At 42.8% G+C, this 20986-nt stretch carries 11 protein-coding genes and 3 pseudogenes; 6 read left to right on the forward strand and 8 right to left on the reverse strand.

Annotation, left to right across the window (positions count from 1 at the left end):
* Positions 1-29: 29 nt before the first annotated feature.
* From kduI to DXA05_RS26455, 3 genes are all read left to right on the forward strand, one after another.
* Entirely contained in the window at positions 30-950 is a 921-nt protein-coding gene (gene kduI / locus DXA05_RS08115; protein WP_004301501.1) for a 5-dehydro-4-deoxy-D-glucuronate isomerase, read from the forward strand.
* A gap of 326 nt (positions 951-1276) precedes the next feature.
* Entirely contained in the window at positions 1277-2794 is a 1518-nt protein-coding gene (locus tag DXA05_RS08120) for an MFS transporter (RefSeq protein WP_008642154.1), read from the forward strand.
* Positions 2795-2881: 87 nt separating this feature from the next.
* Positions 2882-3022: a hypothetical protein gene (locus tag DXA05_RS26455; RefSeq protein WP_165861488.1), complete on the forward strand. Its 141-nt coding sequence runs from the start codon at positions 2882-2884 to the stop codon at positions 3020-3022.
* A 176-nt stretch (positions 3023-3198) separates the two neighbouring features.
* Here the strand turns inward: DXA05_RS26455 and DXA05_RS08125 are convergent.
* From DXA05_RS08125 to DXA05_RS08150, 6 genes and pseudogenes are all read right to left on the reverse strand, one after another.
* Positions 3199-6689, reverse strand: a pseudogene (locus tag DXA05_RS08125) (AAA domain-containing protein).
* Positions 6652-7488, reverse strand: coding sequence for a twin-arginine translocase subunit TatC (gene tatC, locus DXA05_RS08130; RefSeq protein WP_165861489.1), 837 nt, complete (start codon positions 7486-7488; stop codon positions 6652-6654). The pseudogene DXA05_RS08125 and the gene tatC overlap by 38 nt, the downstream one beginning before the upstream one ends.
* Positions 7489-7505: 17 nt before the next feature.
* Positions 7506-7726, reverse strand: a pseudogene (gene tatA / locus DXA05_RS08135) (twin-arginine translocase TatA/TatE family subunit).
* 157 nt (positions 7727-7883) lie between these two features.
* A complete protein-coding gene (locus tag DXA05_RS08140) occupies positions 7884-10424 on the reverse strand; it encodes a bifunctional UDP-N-acetylmuramoyl-tripeptide:D-alanyl-D-alanine ligase/alanine racemase (protein WP_128859023.1) in 2541 nt (846 codons plus the stop codon).
* Positions 10400-11389 (reverse strand): GSCFA domain-containing protein, encoded by a 990-nt coding sequence (locus DXA05_RS08145; protein ID WP_128859024.1) that lies wholly within the window; start codon positions 11387-11389, stop codon positions 10400-10402. The genes DXA05_RS08140 and DXA05_RS08145 overlap by 25 nt, the downstream gene beginning before the upstream one ends.
* A gap of 26 nt (positions 11390-11415) precedes the next feature.
* A complete protein-coding gene (locus DXA05_RS08150) occupies positions 11416-12873 on the reverse strand; it encodes an RNA-binding domain-containing protein (RefSeq protein WP_118218916.1) in 1458 nt (485 codons plus the stop codon).
* A 554-nt stretch (positions 12874-13427) separates the two neighbouring features.
* Between DXA05_RS08150 and dxs the strand changes: the two genes are divergently transcribed.
* From dxs to DXA05_RS08165, 3 genes and pseudogenes are all read left to right on the forward strand, one after another.
* Positions 13428-15332, forward strand: coding sequence for a 1-deoxy-D-xylulose-5-phosphate synthase (gene dxs / locus DXA05_RS08155; protein ID WP_004301493.1), 1905 nt, complete (start codon positions 13428-13430; stop codon positions 15330-15332).
* A 1-nt stretch (position 15333) separates the two neighbouring features.
* A pseudogene (gene trkA, locus DXA05_RS08160) lies at positions 15334-16672 on the forward strand (Trk system potassium transporter TrkA).
* Positions 16673-16692: 20 nt separating this feature from the next.
* Positions 16693-18144 carry a TrkH family potassium uptake protein gene (locus tag DXA05_RS08165; protein WP_087321471.1) on the forward strand — a complete coding sequence of 484 codons (1452 nt, stop codon included), beginning with the start codon at positions 16693-16695 and terminating at the stop codon, positions 18142-18144.
* 213 nt (positions 18145-18357) lie between these two features.
* Here the strand turns inward: DXA05_RS08165 and DXA05_RS08170 are convergent, their stop codons facing one another.
* Together DXA05_RS08170 and DXA05_RS08175 are read right to left on the reverse strand one after the other, a co-directional pair.
* Positions 18358-19740: an SGNH/GDSL hydrolase family protein gene (locus DXA05_RS08170; RefSeq protein WP_128859025.1), complete on the reverse strand. Its 1383-nt coding sequence runs from the start codon at positions 19738-19740 to the stop codon at positions 18358-18360.
* Positions 19741-19789: 49 nt separating this feature from the next.
* The gene (locus DXA05_RS08175) at positions 19790-20923 is read right to left on the reverse strand and encodes a glycoside hydrolase family 130 protein (protein WP_128859026.1); all 1134 of its coding nucleotides are present in this window, start codon (positions 20921-20923) and stop codon (positions 19790-19792) included.
* Positions 20924-20986 lie beyond the last annotated feature (63 nt).

Raw genomic sequence — 20986 nt, forward strand, 5'->3', positions numbered from 1 at the left:
AATATATAACTCAATAAAAAACTCGAAAGATGAAAAAATTAGCAATTGCAATGATGTTGGGTATCGCAGCAATGTCTGCCTCCGCCCAAGTGAATTACAAGATGCAAGTGGCTTGCAGCCCGCAAGACGTGAAAACGTATGATACTAACCGCTTGCGCAGTAGCTTCCTGATGGAAAAAGTAATGGTTCCGAACGAAATCAACGTTACTTATTCTATGTACGACCGTCTGATCTTCGGTGGCGCAGTACCTGCAACAAAAGAATTGGTACTTGAAACAATCGACCCGTTGAAATCTAAATTCTTCCTCGAACGCCGCGAACTGGGTGTCATCAACATTGGTGGCGAAGGTATCGTAACCGTAGACGGTAAAGAATATACGCTGAAATTCAAAGATGCCCTGTACGTAGGTAGAGGCAAGCAGAAAGTGACTTTCAAGAGCAAAGATTCCAGCAATCCTGCCAAATTCTACATCAACTCGGCTACTGCTCACAAGGAATACAAAACTCAATTGATTACTATCGACGGACGTAAAGGTTCTCTGAAAGCAAACTCATTTGCTGCCGGAAAGCTGGAAGAAAGTAACGACCGCGTTATCAACCAGTTGATTGTTAACAACGTACTTGAAGAAGGTCCTTGCCAATTGCAAATGGGATTGACAGAACTGAAACCGGGTAGCGTATGGAACACCATGCCGGCACACACTCACTCTCGTCGTGTAGAAGCATACTTCTACTTCAATGTACCGGCAGGAAATGCTATCTGCCACTTCATGGGCGAACCTCAAGAAGAACGCGTCGTATGGATGCAGAACGAGCAGGCTATTATGTCACCGGAATGGTCTATCCACGCTGCTGCCGGAACAAGCAACTACATGTTTATCTGGGGTATGGCAGGTGAAAACCTCGACTACGGAGACATGGACAAGATCAAATATACAGAAATGCGCTAACCGTTGCGTATTCCTGTATGACATATAATTTTTCAGACGCAGATAACGCGGATAGCACGGATCAAAAATAAGTATCCGCATTATCCGCGTCATCTGCGTCTAAAAGATTAGACTCATTTGCTCTTGATTCACAACTCGTTTATCTTCTTTCTGTATTCCCCCCAACGTTGCAAATGATAATGCTATGAGACATTTTTATATCTTTTGAAACAAATAGCATATATAATGCAACGAATAATACATGATTTTGACCAATTTTTACAAATAAAATTCAGTCGAAATACCGACCTTTGTCAACGAAACAAAATCTATTTAAATCCATTATCATGAATGCATTTCAAAAAACAGGCGAAAAGATGACAAACTACAGATGGACCATCTGTGCTATGCTATTTTTTGCTACTACAGTTAACTATCTCGACCGTCAGGTTCTCTCATTAACGTGGGATGAATTTATCAAACCGGAATTCCACTGGGACGAATCTCACTACGGTACTATTACTTCTGTTTTCTCCATTGTATACGCTATATGTATGCTGTTTGCCGGTCGTTTTGTCGACTGGATGGGAACTAAAAAAGGTTTTCTATGGGCTATCGGTGTATGGTCGGCAGGTGCTTGTCTTCATGCCGTTTGTGGTATTGTTACAGAAGCACAAGTTGGGCTTCATAGCGCAGCAGAACTGGCCGGTGCCACAGGAGATGTGGTAGTGACTATTGCTACGGTCAGTATGTACTGCTTCCTCGCCGCCCGCTGTATCCTCGCTTTAGGAGAAGCCGGTAACTTCCCTGCCGCTATTAAAGTAACCGCAGAGTACTTCCCTAAAAAAGACCGTGCTTATGCTACTTCTATCTTCAATGCCGGTGCATCTATCGGAGCATTGATCGCTCCTCTTACCATTCCTATCCTGGCAAAAATGTTCGGTTGGGAAATGGCATTTATCGTAATTGGTGGACTTGGCTTTATCTGGATGGGATTCTGGGTGTTTATGTATGATGCCCCGTCGAAAAGCAAACATGTCAATCAGGCAGAGCTTGATTACATCGAGCAAGATAATCGCGAAGCAGGCAGTGCTCCAATGACAGACGAAAAAGATGAAAAGAGAATGAAGTTCTGGCAATGTTTCAGCTACAAACAAACATGGGCCTTTGTCTTCGGTAAGTTCATGACTGACGGCGTATGGTGGTTCTTCCTTTTCTGGACTCCGTCTTATCTGAATACACAATTCGGTATTAAAACCTCCGACCCACTAGGTATGGCGTTGATCTTTACGCTTTATGCAGTGACTATGTTATCTATCTATGGTGGTAAACTACCTACTATCTTCATCAACAGAACAGGTATGAATCCGTATGCAGCCCGTATGAAAGCGATGCTAATCTTCGCCTTCTTCCCGCTGGTTGTACTGTTAGCACAACCGTTAGGTACTGTTTCTCCATGGTTCCCGGTTATCTTAATCGGTATTGGTGGAGCTGCTCATCAATCTTGGTCGGCCAATATATTCTCTACCGTAGGCGATATGTTCCCAAGAACAGCTATTGCAAGTATCACCGGTATAGGTGGTATGGCAGGAGGCGTAGGCTCTATGATTCTTCAGAAAGTGGCAGGTAACTTGTTCGTATATGCTTCCGGAACAACGATGGTTGACGGTCATGAGGTGGAAATGACGAAAGAGTTGTTGGAACAAGGGGCACAATTTGTTCACCCTGCCATGACATTTATGGGCTTCGAAGGTAAACCGGCCGGATATTTCATCATCTTCTGCGTGTGTGCAGTAGCTTATCTGTTGGGTTGGGTTATCATGAAGGCATTAGTTCCGAAATACAAACCTATCGTATTGGATTAAATCTATTCGTACAGATAGAATCGTTAAAAACAAAAGAGTAACTCGTCGCCGAGTTACTCTTTTGTTTTTAACCAATTATTCAAAAAAATGAAAAATGAAAAGAAAAATAAAAAAGCCTCTTCTCACGAAGAAGGCTTTTTAGGTTTACTTATCCTGCATCATCCTCCTGCAAAATTTTTAACCAAAACACTAGAAACAGTGTTTTTGCATTCCTATAATGAAGTATAGTAAACGTTAAGATGAAAAAAAGGGAAGTCTCACGACTTCCACAATTCTTCTAACCTTAAATCTAAATCTCTATGAAAAAAACGTGTTGCAAATATAGGCGTTTGTTCAACATAGAGGTGTTAATGAATTGCATAAAGAGAGAATAAAAACTAACATCTGCAAAATGATGCAATTTTTCAGAAGCTTTCTATTAATTTTAATAAACTTTTATAGAGTGGATTGCGTTCGAGGAGCTCGGGAACTCCTGTAATGAACATCTGTTTTCTTGCACGGGTCAAGGCAACATTCAGTTTCCGGTCGATCAAAACACCCTCTTCTTCCGTCAGATTGGATAGAAATTTTAGTTGGTAAGGGTAGTTGACACAGAAGGAATAGATTATTACATCACGCTCGCTTCCCTGGAACCGTTCTACTGTGTCAACTAGAATTCGGTTCAGAGCTGGAATACCTAATGATTCTATTTCTTTTTTTATCAATGCTATCTGACTCCGGTAAGGGGTAATGATTCCTAAAGTACGGGATTCGTCAAAATCTGTCTGATGATCTTCATAAATGCGAGCAGCTAAGTCGGCAACAATACGTGCTTCCGAATAGTTGATCTTTGCAGATGCTCCGGCCTTCTCCGGCACAGAGGGATAAAAAGCCAAACGACAGATAGTATCGGATGATTCTATTTGGTGAGGCAAGCCGACAGGGATCAGACGCCCTCCATAAAAGGCACGATTAGCAAACAAAGCAACTTCCGGATGCATTCGCCCTTGACGGCACAGCATATCGTAGGAGCGATGAACCGTTGCAGTACAGTTCCGGTAGAGGCGTTCAAACAAGGAATCTTTCAGATTGGTCAACCCGATAGACAGTAAAGATTCATCATAAATGGCCGATTGCTCCGTATTTTGCTGTACCACAGCAGGCAGTTGTTTATGATCTCCGATCAACACAAACTTATCTATTGCATCTTTTCCGTCTTCTCCACGTGCACAGAGGATACCCAACAACTGCGGTTCCAATATTTGGGTAGCCTCATCAATAATGGCTACATCAAAATGCTTCAAACGAAACAGTTCCGGTTTGCCGGAAATAGCCGCTACCGTTCCCACAATAATCCGACAATTCCGGATACGTTCGTACACTTCCGAACGACGGTTACAAGAGGATAATTCATTTTCAATCAGATGCCCGCGGTAGGCTTCATCACATGATAATTCACTTCCCACACGTATAAAATCAACAGCCGGAGCAATGGAAGCCAGCGACTTGCATATCTCATCGACAGCCCGGTTGGTGTATGAAAGCAAAAGAATCTGCGCATCTTTATCTGCATGAAAAGTCTCTACCATTTTCTTCAGGGCACATGAAGTTTTGCCTGTTCCCGGAGGTCCGATAAGAAGGAAATAATCCTGTGCGGCTTTTGCTTTCAGGGCGATTCGCGTAAAATCGTCTTCCGAACGGGAAATCATAGGATCCAATGATTCATCAAAACGAGGAGGACGCTGTGACAGCAACAAGTCACGCCGCTCCTTCCTTGCAGAAAGATAAATATATAAGCCCTGATACATCGAGCGGAATGTTGTATCCATCGTATCATGTTCTATCGCATAAAGGCTTTCGGCAGGAAGTACGGATGGATTCTGCTGGGTAGCACGTAAGCGAATACCTATTTCGTTTTCTGTCAGGTATTCAATATTACCCTTGAAAACCATTTTATTGGTAACGTTATCTGTATCGCTGTTTCGTTCATAAAGGATTATGGCGTCGCCTTGACGGAAATTAGGGAGAGAAGTCTCTGTTTCAAGAGCTTCACTTCTGACAGTCTTACTTGCAGAGGCTTCATTTCCAAGAATATCTTTTCCAATAGCTTTATCTCCGGTAATATCATTTATGGTAGCCTCATTCAACAAAGTTCCCCAGCCTTTTCCTTTTTAAAGAAAGAAAAAGTAAGCCCGGCTTTATGTTCATCGGCAGCGTGATTCTCCTTTATTTTCAAATCATAAATGATTTCTCCGGCCTCACATTTCTCCGCTAATGTAGAAAGCCACAAAGAAGCTGCCCCGGTACGTCCTTCATAATCCACATCACCGGATTTTGAGGTATAAAGTTCCTTTGTAATAAAGTTATACACCGCATAGAAGTAATTCTTTTCCAGTGGAGAAAGAGCTTTCAGTTTCGATTGAAAGTTATCAATAGAAGGACGCAGATATGTTTCCCAAAAACGTCCTTTCAATCCTCTTTCATTCAAGGTGGAGGCATTGATTTCTTCCAGTTTTTGTGCCGTATATTCCAGGCTGTTGCGTAATTGGACGCCATATTCATCGGCCACAATGCGGTTACGCAAATCAATCACCCGACGTACCATCGCCCATGAAGGACGGGAGGGATAAAGGAGCGGATAACGGGTATAAAGCAAATAGGCTTTCACTTTCCGGTGATCCATTCCCATTGAATATTGCAAGACTGCTTGATAAAGTAACATCTGTACTTTATTATTCTCCTTCGGCTCTACCTTGCCCCGGATAGCGTATTCATCCGCCTTGCCGGATTTCATTTCTATGAAAGAAGACATATCCCGCTGCATATAGTCGAGACGTCCCTGAAGTCCGAGTGCTTCACAGATATAAGACGGTTCGAGCACGGCATCTGTCTTGTCCAGTTCATAACCGGCTGCATGAAAGGTATCATTAACCGTTTCACGAATATGATCGAAGTGCAGTTTGCAGTCCTCAAAGAATTGGCGTTCTTTCTCTTTGTCGCGCAAATCGGAACAGGCAGCCAGCTCAATAGGATAACGCCGGAAGGCTTTCTGCATACAGGTACGATAATCTATGTCTTCACTCTTCGCATGAATCCATTCGTCCAGAAAAAGATTGGCTATATTTCCCAGTAACAGAGGCCGGGCATTTTCGATCGGTTGAAGACGGGACAGGAAATAATTGGCCGGATGATGCCCGTAGTCACGGAAACACTCTGCCAAAGAACTGATGTCAAGCAAATAATCCGGTTCGAGTACAATGAAAGAAGGAGTCAGGATTCCCGCCTCATCCACTGCAACATCCAATAAATTGACCTGGGCATGACGCCAAAGCAGTTTGCACGTTTCTGCAAACTCTTCATTGATTTGAGGGATATTATAACGAACTAAATATGGTTTCTCCGAGACTTCGTCCAAGGGAGTCACATACAAATATTGCTCGTCGGCATACTGGAAGCAGACACGCATTCGCTGCACCCGTTCGCGGGCAGGAGGCGCAACCAGGTAGGTGGCATCCGCACGCGGAAGTAGCCGGTATAGTTCCAAGGGAATATCCTCTTCCAGGAGTTTACGAATAAAGAAAGCTAATGTTTTCGCATCGCGCAAGAGTTGTTCCCGGTTGGGCTCCTGCTGGCGGTTCAGGATAGCATTCGAAGTGAGCCGGAAAGTATGCAGCCGGTTCTGCTCTGCAACAGAAAGACCGACCTTAGCCGCCACGAAACTGATTCGTGCGGAAAGGTCGGTCATCTGTAAACTTTCGTTTTGCATTTGCGCGCGACAAATACGCTCTAGCAAGTCGCGCATTTGCTTATATCCTACGGCAAGATAAGCATCTTCCGCCCGGCAAACTGCTAAAAGGATTTCATAAGATTCTATCGCTTCACTCTTCGGACAGGGCAACTTCATCTCCAGCTTCATCTTCAACTTCCTCTTCTGTTTTCTTCTTGTCCTTTATCATCAAAATACTCATCTCGTACAACAGATAAAGCGGAATAGCGACAACACTCAAGGTGAACGGGTCGCCCGTCGGAGTAATAATAGCAGCAGCTATCACTATGATGACAACCGCATGACGGCGGTATTTCCGCAGGAAGGACTTGTTGACCACTCCCAGTAAAGAAAGCAACCATGTAACCAATGGAAGTTCAAAAGCCAATCCCATGCAGAGAATCAGCATCATAAAATTGTCGATATAAGAATTGAGCGACAGGATATTCTCCACTTCCGAACTCAACTGATAAGTAGAAAGGAAACGGAGAGTCAACGGATAAACCATAAAGTAGCCCAACAGTACACCGATGAAGAACATCAGTGTCCCGATAGTCAATGCTTTACGCACGCCCTTTCTCTCATTCGGATAAAGGGCGGGATTAATGAAACGCCATATTTCAAAAAAGATATAAGGCATAGCCGTCACCACCGACATCCAGAATGCTGTCGACATGTGAATAAAGAAAGGAGCAGCCAAGTTGATATTGACCAGCTTCACATAAAATTGTTGCGTGAAGAAGTCATCGGTCAAATCAAATGTTTTACCGATATGCCGTAATAAATCGTAGAATATGAAATCATTGTGGCAAGGCGCAAGTATCACATGGTCGAAGAGATAGGGCATAGCAATAAAATAGCCTATTGCCAATACAAACCAAACTCCAACTACCCGAAAAAGTACCTTACGCAGTTCGTCCAAATGATCCCAAAAGGTCATTTCTGCCATCCGTATGTTGTGCTCTTTTAGTTCTTAGAAGGATCTACAGGTTTGTCCAACTCGTCTTTTGCCTTGTTTATTTCATCTTTCGCTTCGTTCACACCGTCTTTGAAGCTCTTTACGCCTTTGCCTAATCCGCGCATCAGTTCAGGAATTTTCTTTCCACCAAAAAGAAGAAGGATAACCAAAGCGATAATAATCCATTCGGAACCACTGGCAAAAAGCCTAACAATAATAAGTTTGTCATAAGTTTATTTGATATAAGAGGTTTTTAATAGTTGCTGCAAATATAATCATTTTCACCACAGATTACACGGATTCACACAGATTTATAGCTTATCTTTCGATTTATTTCTACTATATATTCTCTTCAATCTGTGTAAATCCGTGTAATCTGTGGTGAATTAATCCTGATAATATACCCGTTTCACCCGTGTTGATATACTTGTCAACACTTCATAAGGAATCGTTTCCAGCTTATCGGACAACACCGTAATCGGCAGATCATCACCGAAGATAATAGCTTGATCGCCTTCCCGACAATCAATATCCGTCACATCGATCATGCAGACGTCCATACAGATATTCCCTACATAAGGAGCTTTCTTTCCGTTCACCAGGCAATAGGCGTTGCCACGTCCCAAGTGGCGGTTCAGTCCATCCGCATAACCGATAGGAATAGCTGCAATGCGTGAAGGGCGTACCAAATGCCCCATCCGGCTATATCCTACCGTATCTTCTTGAGGAACATCCCGGATCTGAAGGATGGTGGTCTTGAGCGTACTTACATTATGTATTATCGAATTGTCTATCGGGCTGACTCCATAAAGTCCGATTCCCAAGCGCACCATATCGTACTGTGCTTCGGGGAAACGCTCGATTCCTGCCGTATTACAGATATGACGGAGAATCTTATGAGAGAAAGCGGCCTGTAATTCTTGCGAACCTTTCTCGAACAATTCAATCTGTCCGCGGGTGAAAGCGTCGAACTGTGACGAATCACTTCCTACAAAATGAGAGAATACCGAACGGGGAATCACCGCGCTCTGATTCTTCAGTCGACGGATAAGCAATGGAATATCCTCCACCGCAAAGCCCAAACGGTGCATACCTGTATCAAGTTTCACATGAATGGGGAAGTTGGTGATTCCTTCTTTCTCCGCAGCTTTGATAAGTGCGTCGAGCAGATGGAAATTATAGACTTCCGGTTCCAGTTTATAATCAAACATGGTTTTGAATGCAGTAAGTTCCGGGTCCATAATGATAATAGAGGCGGTAATGCCTGCCTTGCGGAGTTCGGAACCTTCATCAGCAACGGCTACGGCCAGATAATCGACATGGTGTTCCTGTAAACTCTTGGCAATTTCATACGAACCGGCTCCGTAAGCTGATGCTTTCACCATACAGATCATCTTTGTTTCCGGATGGCGAAGCATAGAACGGTAATGGTTCAAGTTGGCTACCATCGCTCCGAGATTTACTTCGAGAATGGTTTCATGCACCTTCAATTCGAGGGCTTCGGATACCAAATCAAAGTTGAACACGCGGGAACCTTTCACCAGAATCACTTCCGAATGAAGCGATTTAAGTATATTGGATGCAAGGAGTGCTTCTGTATTAGGGAAGAAATAGCGTTCGAGATCATCATCAAAACGGGCGGAACAAGAAGATATCTCCTGCCCTACTCCAATCAGTTTATTAATACCTTTGCTCTGTACCAATTGTGCCACACGCCGATAAAGCGTAGCGGTACTTTGTCCGGTTTCCAGTATATCCGACAGGATAAGCGTCCGTTTGAGACCTTTCTTTTCCGAACGGCGTACAAGGAAATCGAGAGCAATATCCAATGATGCCAGGTCTGAATTATAGCTATCATTAATCAGTACACAGTTATTCTTTCCTTCTTTCACCTCCAGACGCATGGCAATCGGTTCGAGACGGGCCATCCGCTCGGTTATCTGGTCGGCAGGCGTCATCAGATAAAGACAAGCTGCCAAGCAATTCAGTACATTTTCAATGGAAGCGTCATCGATGAAAGGGATACAGAAAGTATTATCCATCTCCAGATAACGATAGGATATAACGGTATGATCTTCTTTCTTGGTCACACGGCTGATATACAACGGGCGTTCAATATCGGTACGGCTCCAAGCAATCTCACGCGCCGTCAGCATTGATTTTGCGACACAATTGCTGATTAACTCGTTATCACCGTTGTAAATCACGACATCACAGTCTTTGAAAAGCGTCAGCTTTTCCATGCATTTCTCCTGCAAGGAGAAGAAGTTTTCCTGATGGGCACCACCGATATTGGTCAGAATACCAATGGTAGGCTTAATCATTCGTTTCAAAGCTCCCATCTCCCCCATCTCGGAAATGCCGGCTTCGAAAATACCCAGTTCGGCTTCTTCAGAAAGTTGCCACACAGAAAGTGGGACTCCAATCTGCGAATTATAACTGCGTGGAGAACGAACGATGCAACGATCCGGGCTAAGTAACTGATGCAACCACTCCTTCACAATAGTTTTTCCATTACTGCCGGTGATACCAATCACAGGGATTTTAAATTTATCACGATGTGTTTCGGCAAGCTTCTGCAAAGCTTTCAGAGGATTGGGAACGATGAGGAAGTTGAGAGTTGAGAGTTGAGAATTGAGAGTGGGCTGCGCACCATCATGCTGCATAGAACTCTCAACTCTCAACTCTCCATTCTCAACTTCTTTAAAGTCTTCTTCCGTAATTACAAAATTGCGTACGCCCCGGTCATATAAATCGGGGATATAACGGGCTCCGCTGTTTCGTTTGGTAGTTAAAGCAAAAAAAAGAGTTTCTTCCGGAAAACTCAATGAGCGGCTATCTGTTAGCAGCCAATCAATAGTCGCTTTATGTTTGCCCACACGGCGGGCACCGATACTTTTGGCTATGGATTCAATCGCATATGACATAGTTCTGTTTCTTTTTGAAAATCTAAGTACGGGTATTTTCCGATAAGTCGTTCTATTTTTAACACTATTTGTCCTAAAAAGCGTTGATACGCCTCTGACTCGGGATGAAAGGGCTTGTGTGCCAAGTCCCGGCGGATGTCTTGCACAGCTATGATAACCTGCTTTGTTTCAGGAGAAAAGAAGGTTTCGGAGAAGCGTTCCCACAGATAACGAATCGCCAAAGGAGACGGATGCAACATGTCGTCGGCATAGAAACGATAATCACGTAATTCGTCCAATATGATTTCATAAGAGGGGAAATAGAACACTCGCTCCGGGAACAGTTGTTGCAATCGGTCGATGGCGAGCAGCAGAGTCGATTTGCTTAACTGGTTGGCGTGCATCCCGTCGCGTATATGACGGATCGGGCTGACTGTAAACAGCCATTTTAGTTCCGGATTCCGGGCGGTCATTTCAGTGATAAGCGCTGTATAATCTTCTACAATTTCTTCAACAGACAGAAGCCTACGATTAAATTTATTCTCAGGCAGTTTATGACAGTTAGACACTACCTTTCCCGTTTCTTTCTGCTCATAAACATAAGCAGTTCCAAAAGTCAACATCAGCCAGTCAAGTTTTTGCATAGCCTGATGAGCTTGTAACAGCCGAATATTGATATTCTGCAATGTACTTTCCAAGGTAGGTCCAGAAAAAAGACCATGATGCATAGGACTATGCCAAAGGTCATTATGGAAAAACAAGTCACCCTTCTTATATACTTTTCTTTTTAAGATTTCAATCAGAACAGCAGAAAGAGAAGAAGGGTTGTAAAGAATACCAAAAGGATTCAAATCTAATTGAAATTTGGCATCTTTCAAAAAATTCCCTACATTTTGGACAAAGCAAGATCCCATCATGAGTATTTGTCCGGCATGAGTAATAGGCGGTAAACCAACAGGTAACTCTATTTGTGTACGGAAATCCATATTATTTTCTCTTTAAAAATTTCAAACTATTCTCCAAGCACTACCCAATACCCATATCGTTTGCTTCCTACGCGTTTTAATAAGCCCAACTCCTGTAAACGTGCCAAGTTATATTTTATACCATCGACTGTTATACCTTCAATATGACTATTTAAATCCGCCCGTGTGGCCTCCGGATGTTCTCTTAGATAACTTAAAATCATATTTTGGGCTTCTGTTAATTTCTGGGTAGTGTATTGGGTAGTAGATTGGGTAGTATGTTGGGTAGTATATTGAGCCGGTCTTCGTTCATTATCGGCACTATCTTCCATATTTGTATTCTCCTGATAGTTCTTTTTAATAAACTGTACTTGAAAAGACAAACCAACCTCCTTCCAACATAAATCAATTTCAGGATAAGATTTCATTTCTTCAGCCACCATTTTCAATCCATTACCCCATTGGTCAATGATGCCAAGTCTTTTAAACACAGGAGCTATTACTTTATTTCTTGCATCTGATTGGCGGCTCTCCATTGCCGAATAATCAATAGAGGGTGGTAAAAGACCAGGACTTGTGATCTCAACCATATCATCATATATGGCAACTTTGACATCTTTTCCTGTCAGAGAATAATCTCTATGTACAATCGCATTACGGATAATCTCCCTTATTGCCTTCACTGGATACTCCCAACGTGAAACCGTATATACTCCCTCTATATTTGCTGCTTTATTAATATGCCGAAGTACAAAGTTATAAGTTTCTTCCGCCTGTAACCCAATGTGGACAATAATACTTTTTTGATCTAAAAACTCTTCCGTTCCTGTCCCTTTGAAACGGGCACATTCAACTTTGGCATTCGGAAACATAGAATTACGCAAATTATCATCCGAAAATAGAAGTAAAGCTTTTGTAGGATATTCTTTATCCTGTTCAGTCTTAACCAATTCCAGTTTACGAAGTACTTGAATATTTAAATCTTCACCTGTTTTCTCTTTGTAGAGTAATTTAAACCCACTTATATCCAATTCATCTGCGGACTTATCCATGACAACCTCACTATCAAAAGAAATATTTCTCCGTCTCCGCTCTAACTCCGCAATAATTGTTTCATCAGCTAGTTTATTGGTTGAACCAACCCTAATATAAGTTCCTTTCAGCTTCCCTTTATCTTTAAGATAGTAAGGGGGCATACTTCCACGATAAATACACACTTTAATAAGGTGTTTGTCCTCTATAGTTAAAAAAGAGACTTCAGGTAATATAATCGGATAACATCTATCATATATTAAATTACTAATTTGCTCTTCAATACGAGGTAATTCTTCTTCTGACAACCCTATTATCTGTCGCGGGTTATCATTGATACCTATATAAATTTCACCTCCCGCATCATTGGCAAAAGCCACTACAGTTTTTGCTAAATCAGAATTTGTAGGAAGCTCACCTTTAAATTCTAAACGCCGACCTTCAGACTGGTTTATAAGTTCATTAATAGACATCTATTGAATATATTGTTTTTAAAACTTTTTCTCGAAGCAAAAGTACAATAAAGATATGACAAATAATTGGAGAAGCAAAAGAACTTTCTTATCTTTGTCTTTATCTGATAATCAAACCAACAAACTGCAAAATATAATTATCCATAATATGAATAACATACAAGTTAGCCTAAAAGCAGATAACCAAAACGGAATACTATCCATACAAGGAGTTGATTTATTTAGTATCATAGATACCGACTGGAACTGGAACAATATTTCATTCATACAAATCAGCTATCAATGAATATTTCTAATCAATTATTGGATAAAATAGCCAATGAATTCCAACCATTATTTAAAGGAATAAAACAAGAAGACATACATGTAAAATGATTAGTTCATTGATAAAAAGTAACCATTTAGATTAACTGGATAGTTAACCTACTCTCATTTATTCATTTATTATTGGTACTACAGACTGATTAGACAGTAGGAAACAAAATAAGTTTTTCGCCGAAAAGGAGGTCGAATATACTTTCTTTTCGTATTTTTGCACTAAATTTCCTAGAATCATGAATAGTGAACCAACATATAACTTGTTAAACTCCATCAATTACCCCGAAGACCTACGTAAACTAACCGTAGAGCAACTGCCGGAAGTATGCGGTGAACTAAGGCAAGACATTATTAAAGAACTCTGCTGCAACCCCGGACACTTCGCCGCCAGCCTGGGAACCGTGGAACTAACCGTAGCTCTGCACTACGTCTACAATACACCATACGACCGTATTGTATGGGACGTGGGACATCAGGCATACGGCCACAAAATTCTGACAGGACGCCGTGAAGCATTTTCCACAAACAGGAAACTCGGAGGAATCCGCCCTTTCCCATCTCCGGAAGAAAGCGAATATGATACTTTCACGTGCGGACACGCTTCCAATTCTATTTCTGCCGCTCTCGGTATGGCTGTCGCAGCCGCCCGGAAAGGAGACGCCAAACGCCATGTAGTAGCCATTATCGGTGACGGATCAATGAGTGGCGGACTGGCTTTTGAAGGATTAAACAACGCATCTGCCACATCGAACAACCTGCTCATTATCCTGAATGACAACGATATGGCAATCGACCGCAGCGTAGGTGGCATGAAGCAGTATCTTTTCAACTTAACGACTTCCAACCGCTATAATCAGCTACGTTTCAAGCTCTCGCGCATGCTGTTCAAGCTTGGCATTTTAAACGAAGAACGCCGCAAAGCACTCATCCGTTTCGGAAATAGCCTGAAATCAATGGCGGCCCAGCAACAGAATATTTTTGAAGGGATGAATATCCGTTACTTCGGTCCGATAGACGGACACGACGTAAAGAACCTGGCAAGAGTATTACGTGATATCAAAGATATGCAAGGACCTAAAATCCTGCACCTGCACACTATCAAAGGAAAAGGATTCGGTCCGGCAGAGAAACACGCTACCGAATGGCATGCTCCCGGCAAATTCGATCCCGTCACCGGCGAACGTTTCATTGCCAACACCGAAGGAATGCCCCCGCTTTTCCAGGACGTATTCGGAAATACACTGGTGGAACTTGCCGAAGCCAACCCGAAGATTGTCGGTGTCACTCCCGCCATGCCCAGCGGCTGTTCGATGAATATACTAATGGAGAAAATGCCGAAACGCGCTTTCGATGTCGGTATTGCCGAAGGACATGCGGTTACCTTCTCCGGAGGAATGGCTAAAGACGGACTGCAACCGTTCTGCAATATCTATTCTTCTTTTATGCAACGGGCGCATGATAATATCATCCACGACGTAGCGATTCAGAATCTCCCAGTTGTTTTGTGTCTCGACCGCGCCGGACTGGTTGGCGAAGACGGTCCTACTCATCACGGAGCTTTTGATATGGCATGTTTACGCCCGATCCCTAATCTGACTATCAGTTCCCCCATGGACGAACACGAATTACGTCGCCTGATGTATACGGCACAATTGCCGGACAAGGGACCGTTCGTGATCCGCTACCCCCGTGGACGCGGCGTACTGGTAGACTGGAAGTGTCCGCTAGAAGAAATTCCGGTAGGAAAAGGACGGAAACTGAAAGAGGGTAGCGACCTTGCAGTGATTACTATCGGACCGATAGGAAACGTAGCCGCCCGTGCCATCACCCGGGCAGAAGCAGATTTAGGTCTGTCCATCGCCCATTACGATTTACGATTCCTGAAACCGCTGGATGAAGAATTGTTGCATGAGGCAGGACGTAAATTCCAACGTATCCTGACTATCGAAGACGGAATTATCAAAGGCGGTATGGGTAGCGCTGTCCTCGAATTTATGGCAGACAACGAATACAAACCGACCGTGAAGCGTATCGGTATCCCTAATATATTTGTAGAACATGGGGCAGTTGCCGAACTATACCAACTGTGCGGCATGGATGAAGAAGGGATTCTGACTAAAATAAAAGAATTTATCAATTGACATGAAGATTATTATTGCCGGTGCCGGCAACGTAGGCACCCATTTGGCCAAACTGTTATCGCGCGAAAAGCAAGATATTATCTTGATGGATGATGACGAAGAGAAACTAAGTGCTCTTAGCGCCAACTTTGACTTGCTGACTGTTGCCGCTTCTCCTTCTTCCATCTCCGGATTGAAAGAAGTGGGCGTCAAAGAAGCCGACCTGTTCATCGCAGTCACACCGGACGAAAGCCGCAACATGACTGCCTGTATGCTGGCTACCAACCTGGGAGCCAAAAAGACAGTGGCGCGTATCGACAACTATGAATATCTTCTACCCAAAAATAAAGAGTTTTTCCAAAAGCTGGGAGTAGATTCGCTGATTTACCCGGAAATGCTGGCTGCTAAAGAAATCGTGTCTTCCATGCGCATGAGCTGGGTACGCCAATGGTGGGAGTTCTGCGGAGGTTCGCTGGTTCTGATTGGTACGAAGATGCGCGAAAAGGCTGAAATCCTGAATATACCGCTGCACCAGCTGGGCGGTCCCAACATCCTTACCACGTAGTGGCCATCAAACGCGGAACGGAAACGATTATCCCTCGCGGAGACGATGTTATTAAATTGCATGATATTGTTTATTTCACCACTACCCGCAAATACATTCCTTATATACGTAAGATAGCCGGCAAAGAAGACTATGCGACGTACGCAATGTAATGATTATGGGAGGTAGCCGTATCGCAGTCCGTACCGCACAATATGTGCCGGACTATATGCAGGTGAAAATAGTGGATAATGACCTGAACCGTTGCAACCGCCTGACAGAGCTACTGGATGACAAAACAATGATTATCAACGGAGACGGTCGCGACATGGACCTGCTTATCGAAGAAGGGCTAAAGAATACCGAAGCATTTGTAGCCTTGACCGGCAACTCGGAAACGAATATCCTTGCCTGTCTCGCCGCCAAACGCATGGGAGTGGAAAAGACGGTGGCAGAAGTGGAGAACATCGACTATATCGGTATGGCAGAGAGTCTCGACATCGGCACGGTTATCAATAAAAAAATGATTGCTGCCAGCCATATCTACCAAATGATGCTGGACGCCGACGTGTCTAATGTGAAATGCCTGACTTTTGCCAATGCGGACGTTGCAGAATTCACCGTACCGGAAGGGGCCAAAATAACCAAACACCTAATTAAAGACCTGGGGCTCCCCAAAGGCACCACCATCGGAGGAATGATCCGTAACGGAGAAGGTATCCTGGTGACAGGTGATACGCAAATCCGCCCCGGCGACCATGTAGTCGTATTCTGCCTAAGCATGATGATTAAAAAGATTGAGAAGTTCTTTCACTAAGTATCAACAAATACTTGTATATGATTAACTCGAAGATGATATTCCGGATTCTGGGTTTTCTGCTTCTAATAGAAACAGTTATGCTATTATGTTGTGGGGGTGTTTCTCTTTTTTATAAGGAGAATGACTTGCAGAGTTTTCTGGTTTCATCGGCTATTACCACTAGCATCGGTATTCTGTTGCTCGCCATCGGGAAAGACGCAGTGAAATCCCTGAATCGCCGTGATGGATATGTCATAGTCAGTGTAGCATGGGTCACCTTTTCCCTTTTCGGAATGTTACCTTATTATATAGGAGGGTATATCCCAAGTGTTACGGATGCATTTTTTGAAACGATGTCCGGGTTCAGCAGTACGGGTGCCACCATCTTGAATAATATAGAGTCAATGCCTCATGGAATACTTTTTTGGCGGGCTATGACACAATGGATAGGCGGTTTGGGTATTGTATTCTTCACCATTGCCGTTCTACCGATTTTCGGTGTGGGCGGGATTCAGGTGTTTGCAGCAGAAGCCAGCGGTCCTACTCATGACAAAGTGCATCCCCGTATTGGTATCACTGCCAAATGGATTTGGGGTATTTATGCCGGAATGACAGGGACATTGATTGTCTTATTAGTATTTGGAGGTATGAGTGTGTTTGACAGTATATGCCATGCTTTCACGACAACCAGCACTGGCGGATTTTCTACCAAACAAGCAAGTATCGAATATTACCACTCACCCTATATAGATTATGTAATCTCTATTTTCATGTTTCTTTCGGGCATCAACTTCACGCTATTACTGTTGATGTTCAATGGAAAAATAAAGAAGTTCATTCATGATGCAGAGCTAAAATTCTATTTCTGGTGTGTTTCTTTCTTTACTATATTTATTGCAGTCTGGCTTCATCAGACTTCTTCTATGGAGATAGAAGAGGCGTTCCGTAAATCACTTTTCCAAGTGATTTCCTTGCAAACTTCTACGGGATTTGCCACAGCCGATTATATGCTTTGGCCTTCTATCCTTTGGGGATGCCTTCTAATAGTGATGATAATCGGAGCCTGTGCCGGCAGTACAACAGGAGGTATAAAATGTATTCGTATGGTTATCCTGTTTCAGGTTGTGAAAAACGAATTCAAACATATTCTTCACCCTAATGCCGTGCTCCCGGTGCGAGTTAACAAACAGGTTATTTCTCCTTCCATCCAGTCTACAGTATTGGCCTTTACTTTTTTATATGCAGTCATCGCTATCATCAGCATACTTATCATGATGGGGCTGGGAGTCGGTTTTCTGGAATCAATCGGAACCGTAATCTCAAGTATGGGTAATATGGGACCGGGACTCGGTACATGCGGCCCGGCTTTTTCATGGAGTCAATTGCCTGATGCCGCCAAATGGCTGCTTTCTTTTTTAATGCTCTTGGGACGTTTGGAATTGTTTACAGTATTACTACTTTTCACTTCCGATTTCTGGAAAAAGAATTAAGAATTCAATAAAGGTAGTCTCTTTAATGCAAAAGCTACAATAAGGAGTACATTATCAGGCTATTACAAAGAGTACTTATCTATTCATATATTCTCAACGATTCTCACCGTAATGAGAAAAAATACTCATCGCAATGAGAAAAAGTTCTCATTACAGTGAGAATTCTTTCTCATTACGGTGAGTATTCTATCGTATTTGTACGTTGTTATCACATCATATCTTTCTAAGTAAAATCTTTCTTACAACAGGCTTATTTATTTCATAAATCTTATTGATAAGAACATCCATTTCCTGTTGGCGAGCATCACGGACAGCTTCAAACATCATCTTTGAATACATATCACGACGTCCCTTCAACCAAACGTTTTTATCCAAGTTTTCATCCATCACCTCGATCGCTTTTCTGTCGTCAGCATACAGCAATCCCTTTTGCTGGAAAAAGCCGAATTCACACCACGCATATTCTCTGAATGTTCTTTCAATTTCCCAACGATATTCATTCAGGTGCATCACCGTCAATGCTTGTTGGTATTGGGGAGTTTTGGATTCAGCAGCAAGATTAATGCCCTTTGCCAGTTCATCTCCACTCCAGGTTCCAATTTCTTCATCGTCTATCAACAACTTATAATTGCCTTTCAGTCCTGTTACTTTCAACGTTTCACGGTTCATCTCTTCCATAAAAGGAACAACTTTCAGCACTTCTGCCTGGCTCTTTTTCTGTCCCCAACCACGAGCAATAGTATCTAAAGGATAAGGAAGAGCTTCTGCCAAATAGTCAAAACTCAAATCTTTTCCATTCTTCTTTATATTTGAAACGGTACAATTTTCCGACTTAACGGCTTGTTTTTTATTAGCATTAATCTCCATATCCGCTACTTCTTTACCTACAAATCCCTGGGCTTTCAGGAAAAGATAGGCCATCACCATGTGTCCGTCGTTATCGGGATGAATACGGTCACTGCCACAAAGGGTAAAGGTAGGATCTTTCTGCTGATATTGCTGATTAATAGCTGTCATAGGAGCATTTAAATCGGTAAATTCCCAATTATTCTTAGCTGCCGATTCTTTCTGATATTCAACAAGCCGTTTGATGGTTTCATTTTTTGTCTTGAACGGTGTATTCTCTTTCAGTTGTACGGTTTCATCATACGGAGAAGTTCCGACCATCACGATACGGGTATCAGGAAGATCTTTAAAACGTTTCTCCATCTGCTGGTAATTCTTTATACTTTCCTGATATTTCTGCTCACCGAATTCTTTGGGCTTATCACCGTTATATTCAAAATATCCGGAATCATTCATACCAAAAGTAACCATCAACACGGAAGGTTTCATCGCAAAAATATCACCATCCAGACGTTTGTTCATATCATAGGCCGTATCTCCACCAATACCACCGTTGAAAACACGGATAGGCATATCCGGAAAACGGGTCATATAATATAACCAGATGTATGAATGGTAATGACCACCATCCGTTATACTATTTCCCAGAAACACTGCTCTCTCACCCTCCTTAAAAGGTTTCACAGTTTGTGCAAACGCAACAGTACATGTCATACAAGCCGCTGCAATCAATACAAAAAGTTTTTTCATGTCTTAATTTCTATTTTATAAACTGTTATTTTCATTATGAACGTTTTCTTTATTTTTTGAGAGGATCATATACGGCAACTGCCACGCGTGAATCGGCACAGCCATAATATAAGAACCATTTCTGATTGTGGAATACAAGTCCTTCTATAAATACGGTTCCGGCTGGATATTGTCCGCTCTTTTCAAAGTCTGATTCGGGAATATAGAAAGGTTTATCCAAGCGATCGATTAGTTTAGTAGGATCTTTGGCATCAAATAAGGCTTGTCCGGCGCAATAAGAGTTGGCTGTATACAGTGTGTCTCCTTCTGCGCCCGATTTATTTTTGCCGTTATAAAGCAGCAGGATTCCTTTGTCAGTCAGGATGGCAGGAGGACCACATTCGGTCAGGTCACTGTCGAACTTACCTGCGCGGGGAACCATCACTTTCAGGAATTCTCCATTTTCATCCAACATCGGTTCCCAGTTGACAAGGTCTGTGGAAGTGGCTACATTCACAAACTTTTCTCCCCAGTACATCCAGTATTTGCCGTCAATCTTGGCAATCACTTGTTTGCCGTCGATTAATTGGGTTACGATAGAGGCAGATTTGGAAAATTCATCCATGAATCTTCCGTTGTATGCTTTTGCGAAAGCCGGTCCATGTTTTTCCCACGTTTGAAGATCGCGCGAGGTGGCCACTGCCAAACGTGCCTGTTTGCGGTTCCATTGTGTGTAATGCATTACGTAAAGCCCGTCTTCTGTTACAGCAACACGTGGGTCTTCGCAACCGCCGGGATTTTCCAGTTCTTTCTGACTGTCGTCTGCCGGATAAAATACAGGTACGGACATTCGTTTGAAGTGTAGTCCGTCGTCAGAAGAGGCATATCCCAGACGGGAGGTACGTGATCCGATACCGGTTGCCGAGTTATCTTCAGCCCGGTAGAGGACTACTACTTTCCCATCATAAACAGTAGCAGCGGGATTAAACGTATCACTCGCTTCCCATGCTACTGAATCCTGTCTCATCGGACAATAGAAAAAGGTAGTAGTGTCAGGAGAAATAATCGGATTAATACCTTCCGGACGCTGGAAATCTGCCCACGCCCAATCCGGGAACTCTGCTGTTTGCTTCTTCTCGCCACAGGAAGTGATTAATGCGGCAGCCATCAGTAGATAAGCTATGTTTTGTAGTTTTCTTTTCATTTTCACGTTTGATGTTATAAATAAGTGCTCTTACAAAATTATCTTATATCATAAATTCATATA

Source organism: Bacteroides sp. AM54-2NS (assembly GCF_003602935.1).
Taxonomy (GTDB): domain Bacteria; phylum Bacteroidota; class Bacteroidia; order Bacteroidales; family Bacteroidaceae; genus Bacteroides; species Bacteroides xylanisolvens.